This is a genomic window from Paenibacillus suaedae, from assembly GCF_032337355.1.
GTDB lineage: Bacteria > Bacillota > Bacilli > Paenibacillales > Paenibacillaceae > Paenibacillus_B > Paenibacillus_B suaedae.
Window position 1 is genome coordinate 26,562 of the sequence record NZ_JAVYAA010000008.1, and the last position, 14,122, is coordinate 40,683.

General features: G+C 47.0%; 12 protein-coding genes and 1 pseudogene. 8 read left to right on the plus strand and 5 right to left on the minus strand.

Annotated elements, in window-relative coordinates:
- Positions 1 to 279: 279 nt before the first annotated feature.
- From RQP50_RS25025 to yunB, 3 genes are all read left to right on the plus strand, one after another.
- Positions 280 to 2,805, plus strand: a complete 2,526-nt coding sequence (locus RQP50_RS25025) for a fibronectin type III domain-containing protein (protein WP_315747082.1) — start codon at positions 280 to 282, stop codon at positions 2,803 to 2,805.
- A gap of 240 nt (positions 2,806 to 3,045) precedes the next feature.
- Positions 3,046 to 3,180 (plus strand): hypothetical protein, encoded by a 135-nt coding sequence (locus tag RQP50_RS25030; protein ID WP_315747083.1) that lies wholly within the window; start codon positions 3,046 to 3,048, stop codon positions 3,178 to 3,180.
- 99 nt (positions 3,181 to 3,279) lie between these two features.
- Positions 3,280 to 4,287, plus strand: a complete 1,008-nt coding sequence (gene yunB, locus RQP50_RS25035) for a sporulation protein YunB (RefSeq protein ID WP_315747084.1) — start codon at positions 3,280 to 3,282, stop codon at positions 4,285 to 4,287.
- Positions 4,288 to 4,489: 202 nt separating this feature from the next.
- Here the strand turns inward: yunB and RQP50_RS25040 are convergent, their stop codons facing one another.
- Positions 4,490 to 5,587 (minus strand): M23 family metallopeptidase, encoded by a 1,098-nt coding sequence (locus RQP50_RS25040; protein ID WP_072730710.1) that lies wholly within the window; start codon positions 5,585 to 5,587, stop codon positions 4,490 to 4,492.
- Between the two features lie 157 nt (positions 5,588 to 5,744).
- On the opposite strand from RQP50_RS25040, the pseudogene lipA reads away from it, so the two are divergent.
- Together lipA and RQP50_RS25050 are read left to right on the plus strand one after the other, a co-directional pair.
- Positions 5,745 to 6,647 (plus strand): annotated as a pseudogene (lipA, locus tag RQP50_RS25045) (lipoyl synthase); the annotation flags it as partial.
- A gap of 186 nt (positions 6,648 to 6,833) precedes the next feature.
- Positions 6,834 to 7,520, plus strand: a complete 687-nt coding sequence (locus RQP50_RS25050) for a YutD family protein (protein ID WP_083545276.1) — start codon at positions 6,834 to 6,836, stop codon at positions 7,518 to 7,520.
- A gap of 141 nt (positions 7,521 to 7,661) precedes the next feature.
- On the opposite strand, the gene RQP50_RS25055 is transcribed toward RQP50_RS25050, so the two are convergent.
- Both RQP50_RS25055 and ylbJ read right to left on the minus strand, forming a co-directional pair.
- Complete coding sequence (locus tag RQP50_RS25055) at positions 7,662 to 8,498, minus strand: NAD kinase (protein ID WP_021254271.1); 837 nt, start codon at positions 8,496 to 8,498, stop codon at positions 7,662 to 7,664.
- A 122-nt stretch (positions 8,499 to 8,620) separates the two neighbouring features.
- Entirely contained in the window at positions 8,621 to 9,910 is a 1,290-nt protein-coding gene (gene ylbJ / locus RQP50_RS25060) for a sporulation integral membrane protein YlbJ (protein WP_315747085.1), read from the minus strand.
- Between the two features lie 533 nt (positions 9,911 to 10,443).
- On the opposite strand from ylbJ, the gene RQP50_RS25065 reads away from it, so the two are divergent.
- Positions 10,444 to 10,833 carry a globin domain-containing protein gene (locus RQP50_RS25065; protein WP_142545924.1) on the plus strand — a complete coding sequence of 130 codons (390 nt, stop codon included), beginning with the start codon at positions 10,444 to 10,446 and terminating at the stop codon, positions 10,831 to 10,833.
- Positions 10,834 to 10,934: 101 nt separating this feature from the next.
- Positions 10,935 to 11,639 (plus strand): DUF2225 domain-containing protein, encoded by a 705-nt coding sequence (locus tag RQP50_RS25070; protein ID WP_065290678.1) that lies wholly within the window; start codon positions 10,935 to 10,937, stop codon positions 11,637 to 11,639.
- A gap of 96 nt (positions 11,640 to 11,735) precedes the next feature.
- On the opposite strand, the gene RQP50_RS25075 is transcribed toward RQP50_RS25070, so the two are convergent.
- Positions 11,736 to 11,966, minus strand: coding sequence for a hypothetical protein (locus RQP50_RS25075; RefSeq protein WP_174807468.1), 231 nt, complete (start codon positions 11,964 to 11,966; stop codon positions 11,736 to 11,738).
- On the minus strand, positions 11,963 to 12,142 hold the full coding sequence (locus RQP50_RS25080) for a YycC family protein (RefSeq protein WP_021258599.1): 180 nt from the start codon (positions 12,140 to 12,142) through the stop codon (positions 11,963 to 11,965). Before RQP50_RS25080 ends, RQP50_RS25075 begins: the two co-directional genes overlap by 4 nt.
- A gap of 133 nt (positions 12,143 to 12,275) precedes the next feature.
- On the opposite strand from RQP50_RS25080, the gene RQP50_RS25085 reads away from it, so the two are divergent.
- Positions 12,276 to 14,066, plus strand: a complete 1,791-nt coding sequence (locus RQP50_RS25085) for a M3 family oligoendopeptidase (RefSeq protein ID WP_072730707.1) — start codon at positions 12,276 to 12,278, stop codon at positions 14,064 to 14,066.
- The last annotated feature ends 56 nt before the right edge of the window (positions 14,067 to 14,122 follow it).

The following is a 14,122-nucleotide window of genomic DNA, read 5'->3' on the forward strand; positions in this document are numbered from 1 at the left end:
GCTTGTGCACGCTCTTTTGATATTTATTCTGGATCATTTAGTATGTAAGGTCTATTTCAAAAATAGTTCTTTGATACCGTTTTCAAAAAATAAAAGTGTATTTTGTAATAAAAAAAATCCCATTTATGAGATGAAATGTTTAGATATAACGGAAAAAATATGTTAGCATAATTGAGCTTGTTCTTACCTAAAAATTCAAGTATAAGAAAACTAAAGAAATTTAAAATTTGGACTTTTTTGGTGGGATCAAGTACAGATAAAAATAATGGGGGAAACAAAATGAAAAAGAAGAAAACGGGATTAGCTTTTCTGCTGTTGGCTTTTATTCTTGGAATCGTCATTGCGAGTCCGGCAGAAGCTGCAGCAAGTCAGTACACAGGCGGGCTTTTAGATGGAGAACCTATTCAGGTTGGACCTGCGGTCGGGCAAGGAACGCCGGAAACCAAGTTAACCGATAATGATCTTACTAATAATAGTAGAATAATTCTTAGAGCAGATAATGTAGCGTGGTATACGTTTGCTGCGCCGAAAGAAATTACTTCCGTTGTTTTGAAAGGCGGCGGATCGATGAAGGTAGAATTTTACGATGACAAAAACAACCTTCTCTTCACTTATAATCCGTTAACTGTTGAAGGTGTTCAAACTCTACCTGCAAAAGTAAGCAATGTTTCGACAGTTGTTCTCAAGACAGATAAGAACGACTACGTCTACGAATGGAACGTGTTCGAAACGCCATCCACTCCACCCTCACCAACGACGATCAGTTGGAGTCAAGCTGGAGACTCAACCGTAACGCTCGATTGGATTGCATCCGGAGCGAAAACATATAACGTAAGACGTTCGCCCTCTCCCGGTGGGCCACATAAGGTGATAGCTAATATTGCTGGAACTACATATACAGATAAAGCAGTTACTAATGGCAAGACTTATTATTATGTCGTAACTGCCGTTAACGAAGCAGGCGAAAGCGCCAATTCGCCAGAGATTAGCAAAAAGCCAGAAGCAACGCAATTTACGGGTGGTTTATTGGATGGCGTCGTTATGGACATAGGCAAGAGTGTAAATAAGCCTGAAAGAAAATCCAAGAAAGTAACAGATAATAATGTTAGCAATGATTCGCGAGAACTCATTAATCGTGACCAATTCGTTTGGCATAAGTTTGCTAAGCCCGAAGAGGTAAATTCAATCGTATTGTTTACGAGCGCCGGGAAAGCGAATATTGAATTCTATGATGAAAATGATAATCTTCTTCTGTCATATGCTCCGTTAAATGTTAATGGGGTGCAAACCTTGCCTTCATCGGTCAAAAACGTATCGGTAGTAGTTTTAAAGCCAGATAATTCAGGTGTGTATGTAAATGAATGGAACGTATTTAGAAAACCATCTACTCCACCGACACCCACTACAATCAGTTGGGTTTACGGCGGAGATAAGGTTGTCAAATTAGAATGGGTATCGACCGGAGCGAGAGCATATAACGTGAGACGTTCAACCTCTCCCGGCGGGCCGCATCAGGTGATAGCTAGTAATATTGCTGGAACTACTTATACAGATAAATCAGTTGAGAATGGCAAGACTTATTATTATGTCATAAATGCTGTTAACGAAGCAGGCGAAAGCACCAAATCGCCGGAGAAAAGCATTCAACCGAATGCTACAAAATATACTGGGGGCTTACTCGATGCACGAGTAGTGAATTTAGGGCCATCTGTAGGAAACAAAGTGAAGCAAACTAAAAATTTAACCGATAATGTTATTAATAATGACTCAAGAGAACTTATCAACGTATCATCATTTCCTTGGTACACGTTCTCTTCTCCTAAAGAAATATCTTCTTTGATCGTTAATAGCCCTTATGTAGTTACATTAGAACTTTACGATGATAAGGATAATTTGTTGCTCTCGTACAAGCCGACTAAGAAGGACGAAGTAGAAATGCTTCCAGAGGCAGTGAAAGGTGTCAAAACCGTTGTCCTTAAACCAGAGAGTGGCGCTCATGTCTACGAGTGGAATGTCTTCGGAGACAATCCTGAAGAACCGTCTCAAGAACCGATTCAACTGAATGCAGCTGGCGGAGATAAACAAGTTGTTCTGAGTTGGAGTGATGGTAACGGCGCGACAGGTTTTCAAGTAAAACGAAGTGAAACCGCAGGAGGGTCGTACACCACGATTACTACCGTTTCAGGAAACACTTTTACTTATACGGATACTGCAGTAAAGAACGGTAAGACCTATTATTATGTAGTAACTGCATTGTATGGCCCGTTAGAGGGCGTAACTTCCAATGAGGCTTTTGCTACACCGAGTCCTGATGGAGTGACACCTCCAGATCCAGGTACAGAGCCAGGTACAGAGCCAGGTACGGATCCAGGTACAGACCCAGGTACAGGTACAAAGCCAGGTACGGGTTCTGGCGATGGTCAATCTGGAAATCGCGCATTGTTGAGCCTTATTTTGAATAATGGAATTCAAAAAGAGTATGACTTGTCAATGGCGGAAGTAGAATCATTTATTGCGTGGTATGATGGTCGTGCCGCAGGGAAGGGCTCCGTCATGTTCGCATTCGACAAACATAACAACAACAAAGGGCCGTTCAAAAATCGCAAAGATTATGTATTTTACGATAAAATCATTACATTTGAAGTAAACGGATATGATGTTGAGGGAACACCGACAGGAAATAAAGAACCAGAACATCAAAAACCGGAAAATAAACAACCAGAAAATAAAGAACCAGAACATCAAAAACCAGAGAATAAAGAACCGGAAGATCAAAATCCGGAATACCCTGCCGAAGAATACTAATATGCATCTAGTAAGATGAAATAATATAAAAGAATGAGATAGATTGAGACCTGTAAGATGGATTACGAAAATCCTCTCCTTGCAGGTCGTTTTTTTGAGTTTTTATAAATGTAGGTATAGCATCCCCCCTTTAAATTAACTACTTATAGAAGGAGTGTAATCTGCAACCCTTGCTATCCTCTATTTTCCATATCCCTGTTATAGCTATTCCTTATTATTGCAGTACTTATTGGAGCTTCATTGCTACTAACAACGGCTTGGCAGGACATTGCCCGTAATGTAGGCGTAGGTATGATTATTTATGCATTGTTCTGGTCGATTGATCACTATCGGTACAAGAAGCTGTGCGATGAGCTCAATAAGCAGTTAAAATAGCCGCTTTCACACGGTTGAATTCTTCTTTTTTCCCTCGGGCAAGCATACACTGAGAACGTACAGGCTGCTCGTTGCACCGACCGGAAGGGGGAATCGGATGTGAATAGGTGGCGTTCGAGCGGGTTCCGTGCGCGGCGATGGAGATGGCCGAAAATATCTTGGAGCAAACGCCGTCCAGGCTGGAGAGCGTCAGGGTGGCGTCCACGGCCGAGGATGCCAGTTGCAGGTCAATCAGAAGCCAAAAATGTATCATCAGGCTGGAGCAGCAGACAATCGAAGCCGAAGCGAAAACGCAGAGCCTTCTTCATTGCGCTCGTTATTATCACGCTATTGACAGTGCAATTGTTCGTCTACGTGGATAGAAATGTGAAGGGGCCACTCATGCATTTGGCTAAAATTCGTGTAAAGCAAATTGCGACACAAGCCATTAACCGAGCGATTACCGATCAGGTGATGCGTGGACGAGAACTCGATAAGCTGATTGAATGGAAAACCGATTCTCGCGGTAAAGTGACAAGCTTCGTCTTGAATTACAACGAGCATATGCGGATTACCTCCGAAACAGTAGATATTGTAGAGTCCTCGCTCAAAAATATTCATGAAATCAGTGATAAGATTCCGCTTGGTCAAGCGCTGGGCAGTCCGCTGATCGCTTCCTTCGGTCCACGGATACCGGTTAAGATGGAGCCGCAGGGTGCGGTTAAGGTGGAGTTGAATACCCGCCCCATGGACGTAGGCATCAATATGGTACTGGTTGAGGTGTATATCAAGGTGACGGAAGAGGTTGCGATTGTCATTCCATTCGATCTGGAGCCTGAAGTGGTTGAAACCCAAATTCCAATCTCCTATTTGCTCGTCGTAGGGGATGTTCCAATGTACTATTATGATGGCAAGGGCCAGCCAGTAGGAGCGAATCGGGAGAAAGCACCTGCCTTGTCGCTGCCAATGCAGTCGGTTCCAAGCAGCGGAGGAAGCGGGAGTATTTCCGGCAGCAAGCAGGAAGGGATAACAGTTCCAACACAGACGGAAACGCATGCTGATCCGACAGCTCCGGCCGAGACTGGTGATGTGCAGCAGCATGGCGGTAACGGCAATACTGGATCGTGATCGGATTATGGCGCACAAAGATATGAAATGAAAAGTATGATGAGGCTGTAAGCGATAAAAAATCAATTCTGTATGATAAAGGGCGCATGCATCTGTATCAGATGTGTAATGGAATGTGTAAGGGATTCGTAAATGAAGAAGGGGCACATTCATCGGTACGGCCGAAAGATGTGCCCTTTTTGCCTTATTTAGAACCCAATCGTTAGCGCCGCTTGGAATTCAGCCGCTTGCGCTTATCGGATTGTTCCCACTGGTACAGAAGCGGGTACGGATCGAACGCGTACTCGACTAAACCGCGATCGCGATATACGCCATAGTGGAGATGTGGAGGGAACTTGCCTGATGTGCCAGGCTTGCCATATCCAGAGCTGCCAACCCATCCTACTGTCTGACCTGGGGTGACGATATCGCCAACCTTAATATGTTTTTCATAACCAGAAAGGTGGGCGTAATAATGATAAATGTTATTCAGATCACGTATGCCGATCCGCCAGCCGCCGTAACGGTTCCAGCCTTTCACCTCAACGATGCCATAGCAGGTGCTGCGCACAGGAACCCCATATCCGGCAAAGATATCGGTGCCTTCATGAATACGATATCCCCCGTAATGCCGTCCCATTCCAAAAGTACTTCGATATGAATAGGAGCTTCCAAGAGGCAATGGGAAAGTGTACTCGAACAGATCTACTTTATCGAAATGCTCGAAAATCCGCGCATACTGCTGGACACGCTGAACAGCACGTGGATTGGAATAATAATGCCACAGTCCATTGCCGAAATCTTCGACATTAGGCCCATAGGCTCCAATGATCGAAGCGACGCTGTAGAGCAAGTCCACATCATTCGAGGCGTCCGCACGCTTGTCCCCGGAACCGTCACGTCCAATACCTCTAAAGATAGATATTGACTTCGGGTTGTCATCATTGATATCCGGGTTCAGCATGCCAGCCCATTTACGGGGATCCACATATACGCCTGTTAGTCGATCTGGATGTTTACGCTGTTTTGGGTTGGCTTTGGTCAACGCCCGCTCGTACTGGTCGATGGCAGCTAATCGGTACCAAGGGATTCCGGTCAGTATCGACATTTGCTCATATAAATTTCGACGCTCTTTCCATACATCCCCTGCCGGGGATGGTGCCTGACCAGAATCTTTGGCAGCTCCAGACTGCTGGCTAGACTGAATCTTCTGCTGCTGTGAACCAGACGGAGCGGCGTGAACCAACACTGCTGAATGTGGTGTCATCAGCCCCAGCCATAAGGCAAGTCCTGCACATAGATAAGATGGAGCTTGTCTCATGTCTTCATTTCCTCCTTATTCCATACCTGAAAAGGTTGATTTAATGTTAGAATGTGCGTAAATGGCCTTTTTATCCAAGCAATGGACACGTAGGTATAGATTTTGAAGGGTTCATGGTATAATACAGAATTAGGTCAAGGTTAAGCGAACAAGAAGGAAGGTAGACTCCATGAAAACGAGAGAGCAGAAGCAGAAACCAGATTGGATACGCATCAAGCTGACTACCGGAGAGAACTATTCCGAGATTAAAGATATGATGCGCTCCAAAACGTTGCACACCGTGTGCGAGGAAGCACGTTGTCCGAACATTTATGAATGTTGGGCAAATCGTACGGCGACGTTTATGATTTTGGGAGACATCTGCACTCGTGCTTGCCGCTTCTGTGCGGTCAATACCGGCATGCCGACGGAATTGGACTTGCAGGAGCCAGAACGCGTAGCAGAAGCTGCAGAGCGCATGGGCTTGCGCCATTGTGTCGTTACATCCGTAGCCAGAGACGATTTGAATGATGGAGGAGCATCGATCTTTGCAGAGACGATCCGGGCGCTACGTCGCCGGTTGCCACTCTGCAGTGTGGAAGTGCTTATCCCGGACTTCATGGGTAATTGGGATGCACTTAAGTTGGTTATGGACGCAAAGCCAGACATTCTCAATCATAACGTCGAGACGGTAGAACGGTTGTCCGACCGTGTACGTGCGAAGGCGAAGTATGAACGCACACTTGAATTGTTGAAGCGTGCGAAGGAAATGCAGCCGAACATTCCTACGAAATCCAGCATTATGCTTGGCGTAGGGGAAGAATGGGACGAAATCTTGCAGACAATGGACGATCTTCGCGCCGTTGATTGCAACATTATGACAATTGGACAGTATTTACAGCCGACGAAGAAACACTTGTTCGTTGAGAAATATTACACTCCAGAACAATTTGCAGAGCTGAAGAACGAAGGATTGAAGCGTGGGTTCAGCCATGTGGAATCGGGACCGCTTGTCCGCAGTTCCTACCATGCGCATGAACAAGTCCAGTCCGCTCATAAGTCCATGGCTACACAAGCGTAATCGTGTTGTTAGCCGCTGGCGATGAGACGGAGTTCGCCTAAAGAGTGACCGTTCGAGAAGCCGATGTTCAGCAGCGGGAAGAATGCATCATCTACTCGATGTCCCAGTCTCCTTACAAGTTGCTAGCGACTTGTAAGGAGCAGCGGCGGCAATCGGGAGGAGAGGGAGCATGCAGGCCTCTATGTTATGGGAACAACCTCGATAAAGCGCGCTCCTCCGTTCGTGCTTGAGCCTGCTGCGGCAGGGGAAGGGGGAATCACGGACGTGATTCAAATTGGAGGCAGATCGTACGAAGTCATTCATGAGTACAAGAACGCATGGAATCCGGAAGCATTCAAGGGTCGCTATAGCGAAGTACTAGAACGGTATGATTACATTCTAGGGGATTGGGGATACAATCAGCTTCGCCTCAAAGGCTTCTTCCGTGACACTCATGCGAAATCCACTAAGGATAGCGCCTTGTCCGGAATGATGGATTACATTAATGAATATTGCAATTTCGGATGCGCCTATTTCATATTGGAGAGGGTAGGCAACAAGGATGTCCGTGTAAGGGCTGCTGGAGATCAGGGAGATGAAGCAGAACAAGAAGGTGCAGCAGCATTGGAAGCGCCTACTGCGGATTTGCCGCCGCAGCAACCGAAGCAGGGGATCGTACTCCAGCCGAAGCAAAATAATCAGGATGCAGCAGCGGAACCAGCTGCGAAGCCATCCTCGTCTGAGCGTAAGCCTCGTCATTCGCGCAATCGCAATAAGCAGAATCATGGCAAAGGCGGTACACCGAATCAGGCAGGTGCGCAGCCACGACCTGCTGCGGAATCGAAGGAACGGGCAGAGCGGGTAGAACGCGCACCTAAAGAAGTGCGTTCCTAAGCAGACACAGCATAATACCATAGTAGATGGACTTACCGGCACCGCTTCTCATCCGTTCAAGACGAGGAGCGGTGCCGTTTGCATGAATAGGACATAGCAATGCCCGCCGTCCAGTGAACAGCGGGCATTGTGAAGTTGAACTTATACGTTATAACAGCCGTGCTCGTCATATCCGAGGAAGGCTTCACGCACCCGATTCCAGAACGGGAATGGACGATAGCGAATAAATGTTACCTTCTGATCGGCGACTCTACAGCGTATGGAGCACAGCTGCTCCAACGGAATGTTGATATGATCAACCGTCAGGAGCAATTTCTGCTTCTTCTGAGAATGGATGTCGCAATGATGATGCTTCGGCAAAATAAGCGACGATCCAAGCGTACGATACACACGGTTGTTGATGGATGAAATCTCAGCAAGTTGAATCGATGGGATCGAGGGATGAACCATAGCCCCGCCGAGACTCTTATTGTAAGCTGTACTTCCAGACGGAGTAGATACGCACACCCCATCTCCACGGAACATTTCGAACAGTTCATCATTAATATCAATTTGAGCGACGAGCGTATTTTCTACCCCTTTAAGCGTAAACTCATTCAATGCGATGTATGTCTTGTTGGAGCCGTTGTCATGAGTAGCGACTTGCAGCTCAATTAGCGGATACTTGACGATGCGCGGTGATATTTGATCTTGAGTTCGATTATCTGCAATCAACTGAACGAGCATCTCAATTTCATCTGGCTTCCAATCCGCGTAAAACCCGAGGTGGCCGGTATGGATGCCAACAAATGCAAGTTGATCAAGCTGATCGATGTATCGATGGAACGCTTGAAGCATCGTGCCGTCTCCGCCTATGGATAATACAATATTCGGTTCGTCATCATCACGTACTAGGCCCCGATCGTTGGCCAGTTGGTGGAACGTGTCAGCTAATGCGGCAGATACGTCGTCTCCCCGGTTCATTACTGCGTACTTCAAGGCGTTGGCTCCTTTGCACTGCTTTTCATTAAGATTTATAACGAAGTATATCCAATTCCATATTATACGTTCCACATCTGGAATACAATCGCCATTTCATCTGAAGCAGATTAGCCGTTCCCTTATCTGCCCATTCGATGGAAATATCGCAGCAATCCAACAGCCGCTGATCCGATACTCAATATAATGAGAATGGCGAAGGCTGCTAGAAGACCAGTATGTGTGGCTGACCATGCTGTAATCCATACTTTCGTTGGAATTATGTTGTGGTCTAAGTCAGACAGCCACGTAGGGAGCAAGGATTGTACCGTTCTTGTACGGAGCAGCGGATACAGGATAAAAGCGGCGAATGCGGCAAGGAAGCTGTGAATGAGTCTGGAAACAAAGAAAGGAATATATCGTAAATCGCACTGATTCATAATACTAACGATTTGGGCATGGACGGACAATCCGCCCCATGACAAAATCCAAGCTGCGGCTACCACTTGTGCATGAGTGCCAGCTGAGTCCGCGGCTCCAGCGCCCTTAGCGCCAAGAGTGACCTCAAATATTCCACCGGAAAAGGCGGAAGAGAGGGAGCCGGGGAGTTGAACAGTCTGAAGCAGCCCTTGCAGCACAGCCTCCCATACACGCATAACCCCAATTACAGACAGTAAGTCCATCGCAACGGAGAAAAAGACAACCAGCCCTCCTACAACGATCATAAGCTTTAAAGAGGAGGCAACAGCCTCCTGCAATAAGGTGCCGAGGGAGCGGCCATCCTTCTGCCTTGCCTCATGCATGGCCCAGAAGGCGCGGACAACGAGGGGAGTCTGCCTGACACGCTTCGTCTGTCCATGGGAGGAGATCGGCTCGACAGCTGCTGCTATGGGTGTCATAGGAGCATGCGGAGCATGGAATCGCATCAATAGCCCGACGACAAATGCCGCTCCGTAATGAGCAAGTGCAATCGTAAGAGCTAGGCTGGCGTCTCCGAAAAATCCGATGGATACAGCACCTATTAGAAATATGGGATCGGATGACGTGGTGAAGGCGACGAGGCGCTCCCCTTCTTCACGGGAAATGAGCCTCTGCATTCGCAGCTGAGTGGTGAGCTTGGCTCCAACAGGGTAACCGGAAGCATACCCCATAGCGACCACAAACCCGCCGATTCCAGGGATGCGGAACATCGGGCGCATGATTGGATCAAGCAAGGTGCCAATGAAGTGTACAATGCCGAAACCAAGCAGAGCTTCGGATATAATAAAGAACGGGAGCAAGGATGGGAACAGGACGTCCCACCAGATGGCCAACCCCCGTGTCGAAGCGGATAATACGGTGTCAGGATATATGATCATTAATAAAATGAAGAGACCAATCGTTGCTGCGATGAGTACAATCTGGATGGAGGAGCTTGTCCGAGAGCGGCTCATTGTATATTCACTCCCTCTACTTCTTCAGTCAATGGGACGACCACTGCAATACAACATATGATAAAGGGACAACAATCATGCTGTTCACCTTCAGAACAGCGCTGTGATGATACAATTCTGTCTTTATTCTGTAATCAAAACGTAAAGGAAACGCTTGCATTTATCCGTGTCATTTCGGGAAGCATTATGGTACACTAAAAATACAAGAAAGATGAAATGCGTATCCGATCGTTAGGGGTGATTGGTGTGAGCATTATTGCAGGCATCCTTGTTTGCGCTTTTGTTTATGTCATTCGGGAATCGTTAATGGGATCACCAGAAGAAGATTGGTAAAGACAAGGTAAGAAGAGACTACAACTACGGCCAGACGCTGAACAGATGCTCAGCGTTTTTTTGTGCTTATTTGCGCGTTCACCATTCATTTGATTGAAACTTCTGCTCGTTTGTAATAAAGTGTTGAACAAGGACTACTTTATTGACGAAATGCTGGCTGTTGATGGCAGTCGCATGATGGAGAATAGATAGGAGCGATTATGGAACGGTACAGTCAAACAATATATGAGGCGATCGGCGGAGAGGCGACGGTTCGGAAGATGGTGGAGGCATTCTATCCACGAGTCCAGGCTCATCCTTTGCTTGCGCCACTATTCCCAGAGGATATTATGCCGGTAATGGAACGACAATTCATGTTCTTGACGCAGTTTTTCGGAGGACCATCTCTCTACTCTGATCAGTTCGGACATCCAATGATGCGTGCACGTCATCTACCATTTCCGATAACGCGTGATCGTGCAGATGCATGGTTAGGCTGCATGCGGGAAGCGCTTCATGAGATAGGAATGGAGCCAGGGCTGGCAGCGATGGTTATCGATCGCTTATCGGGCCCAGCGTATCACTTTATTAATACGAATGATGAGGCTTAATTCCTTGTTCAAATAGAACGGCTCATGTATTCCATAATAGATTCGTTTTCATGGACTTCGTGCGACTCACATAATCGATCAGCAGAAAAGAGGAACGATTTATGGAGGTTGAACCGCTTTTTACGGTGAAGGTAGGCTGTCCGTACTGTGAACAGGTATTTGTTACTTCGCGTGTACGGCCTCGCTTCAAGAAGCCCTCACGCATTGACAGTGATTTTTGTACGCATTATGACGAGGGCAAGGTGAATCCGGACTATTACGTAGTTCGGGTATGTCCTTCATGTGGATGTGCATCCACAGAAAATTCCTTAAAACATTGGTACGAGCCGCAGCGTAGGAAGTTCGAAGCACGCATCGCGAACCAGTGGAAGAACCGTGATTACGGTGGCGAGCGGACTTGGGAGGATGCGCTTGCAACGTACCAGCTGGCTCTGTTAACAGCTCAGACTATTGGCGAGAGCCATCGTGTGGTTGCTGGTCTTCTTCACCATATCGCATGGTTGTATCGATATCGCAATGATGTGGTAGAAGAGCGTCGATATATGCAATATGCACTTGACGCCTATGTTGCCGTGCTGGAGCAGGAGTGGCGCGATCAGAACGATGCGCGGCTCATTTTTATTATTGGGGAGCTGTATCGCAGATTAGGCGAATTCAATGAGGCTGTGAAATGCTTCAGTAAAATTGTTCATGATAAAAGGATCATGGATGCGGCAATGATCCGAGCTGCTAGAGAGCAGTGGACCCTGATTCGTGAGGAAATGAGAGAAGCAACTGAAAACGCTACATCAAGTATGGCCGATTGAATGAGGAGACAAGAAGACGTGTATCCGGCAGAAGTGGCGGGTACACGTCTTTGTCTTGACCAGTGAAAATCAATCCTCACTGATCCGATGCATTCTCTATCGAATCGCGCGGTTTGCGAGCAAATAATCGTTATCCGCATCGATGATGACGAGGCGGTTGCGACAACAAGGGAATACAAGGAGCCGTTTCTTGCCGTCATGGATATCAGGAAGCTCATTTGGCTTAATGGGAAGAAGGACATTGTCTTTCTTACAAAATGGGCAGGTTGATATATACAGGTCGCCCATTAGCTGATCATACGGCAGTGTATTTTCAAATGGTATCATTCCTTGGTGTTCTCCGATGATTGTTCTGCGCCAGAAGGGCTCTGATCGGCCTTATTAAGCTCAGCGAGCTTCTGTATAAGAATGTGCTGCGGCATATGCATGAGCTGCTCTAAGGGAACATTAAGCGCCTTAGACAGTTTGACAGCAGTGTCTGCAGAGATTGGCAATGGTTTCATCTCACGATCCTCCCTATGCGAGTTCTTAGAAATTTTGATATAGTTTAGTTATACACGGTCAAGGTGCAAAACTCAAACTTTGCAAGGTTGAATAGGTGTGGACAAATTAAGCCAAATGAAAGGTGTGTGCACGATGAAACAACCGTTAAGTCAAACATGGGATTTGGATGTTATTTTTGAAGGTGGATCAGAATCCGAAGCACTGAAGGCTTCATTGTCAACCGGTGAGCAGAAGATTGCTTCGATCACGAATGAGCTTAAGGCAATGGCGATTCCTCAATCTGGTAAAGAGGCGCAACAGCTTGCTAAATTAACTGAGCAGCTGCAGCAGTTGATTATAGAGTTGCGTGAGGCCGGTGCTTACATAGGCTGCTTGACGGCACAAAATGTGAAGGATAAGAAAGCGATTCAGTTATCGGATCGTGTACGTTCCATCGGTGCCCGAATGGTAACCTTGGATACGCTTTATGATGAGCTTTTGCGCGGCATGGACGAGCAGGTATGGTCTGAATTTGTTGCACTGCCTGAAATTGCAGGCATTCGTTTCAATTTGACTGAACGCCGTGAATGGGCAAAGGAGAAAATGTCACCGGAGAAGGAAGCGCTTGTAGGCGATTTGGCAACGGACGGATATCACGGATGGAGTGCCAACTACAACACAATCGTATCCCATTTCCGCATCACGCATGAAGAGAATGGGGAGACGGTGCATCTTTCTGCAGGACAAGCTGACAACAAGCTGTCCGATGCTGATCGCTCAGTGCGCGAGGACATGTTCGTGAAGTGGGAAGAAGCATGGGAGGAGCGTGCTGACTACTGTGCAGACGCATTGAACCGCATTGCAGGCTTCCGTTTGAAGCTGTATGAGAACCGTGGATGGAAGGAAGTATTGAAGGAGCCCCTTGCTTATAACCGGATGTCACAGGCGACACTGGATGCAATGTGGGATACTATTACACGCAATAAATCGGCGTTCGTGAAGTATTTGGAGCGCAAGGCGAAGCTGCTTGGTGTGGAAAAACTCACATGGTGTGATGTAGAAGCGCCAATCGGCAGCACGCAATCGAAGATTTCTTATGATGATGGCGCCCGTACAATAGTAGAGCAATTCGAGAAATTCAGCCCACGTATGGCTAAATTTGCAGTGAATGCTTTCGAGAAGCGCTGGATCGAAGCAGAGGATCGCTCTGGCAAGCGCCCAGGCGGGTTCTGTACTTCGTTGCCTGTAAGCAAAGAAACGCGTATATTCATGACATATGCTGGTACACCATCGAACGTGTCTACGCTTGCGCATGAGCTTGGACATGGTTATCATACGCATGTGATGGAAGACCTGCCTCCATTTGCACGGGGGTATGCGATGAATGTGGCAGAGACGGCTTCCACATTTGCAGAGATGATCGTAGCAGATTCTGCGGTGAAACAGGCGAAGGATGAGAAAGAGAAGCTGACACTTCTGGAGGATAAGCTTCAGCGCTCAATTGCGTTCTACATGAATATTCATGCGCGCTTCCTGTTCGAGACTCGCTTCTATGAGGAGCGTAAGCAGGGTGTATTGTCTTCGGAGGAATTGTGCTCACTTATGGAAGAGGCACAGAAGGAAGCGTTCTGTGGTGCACTGGATTCGTACCACCCGCACTTCTGGGCGTCTAAGCTGCACTTCTACATGACGGGTGTACCGTTCTACAACTTCCCATACACATTCGGTTACTTGTTCAGTACGGGATTGTATGCGCGGGCTTTAGAAGAAGGTGAATCCTTCGCAGCGAAATATGATGCATTGCTGAGGGATACAGCGGTAATGACGGTAGAGGATCTTGCACAGAAGCACCTTGGCGTAGATTTGACGAAGCCAGATTTCTGGCAATCGGCGATAGATGTGACATTGCAAGACGTGGAATTGTTCCTGCAAATGACTGAATAAATTAGAGTGACAACGGATAGACCGTGCAAGTTAAATGAGGCTTACATAGAAAGGAA

What these genes read in the sequence shown, in the direction of transcription:
- RQP50_RS25085 (WP_072730707.1), top strand. Translation starts at nt 12,276, where the DNA reads ATGAAACAACCGTTAAGTCAAACATGGGATTTGGATGTTATTTTTGAA.
- RQP50_RS25025 (WP_315747082.1), top strand. Translation starts at nt 280, where the DNA reads ATGAAAAAGAAGAAAACGGGATTAGCTTTTCTGCTGTTGGCTTTTATT.
- RQP50_RS25080 (WP_021258599.1), bottom strand. Translation starts at nt 12,142, where the DNA reads ATGAAACCATTGCCAATCTCTGCAGACACTGCTGTCAAACTGTCTAAG.
- RQP50_RS25075 (WP_174807468.1), bottom strand. Translation starts at nt 11,966, where the DNA reads ATGATACCATTTGAAAATACACTGCCGTATGATCAGCTAATGGGCGAC.
- RQP50_RS25065 (WP_142545924.1), top strand. Translation starts at nt 10,444, where the DNA reads ATGGAACGGTACAGTCAAACAATATATGAGGCGATCGGCGGAGAGGCG.
- ylbJ (WP_315747085.1), bottom strand. Translation starts at nt 9,910, where the DNA reads ATGAGCCGCTCTCGGACAAGCTCCTCCATCCAGATTGTACTCATCGCA.
- RQP50_RS25050 (WP_083545276.1), top strand. Translation starts at nt 6,834, where the DNA reads ATGGGAACAACCTCGATAAAGCGCGCTCCTCCGTTCGTGCTTGAGCCT.
- RQP50_RS25040 (WP_072730710.1), bottom strand. Translation starts at nt 5,587, where the DNA reads ATGAGACAAGCTCCATCTTATCTATGTGCAGGACTTGCCTTATGGCTG.
- RQP50_RS25070 (WP_065290678.1), top strand. Translation starts at nt 10,935, where the DNA reads ATGGAGGTTGAACCGCTTTTTACGGTGAAGGTAGGCTGTCCGTACTGT.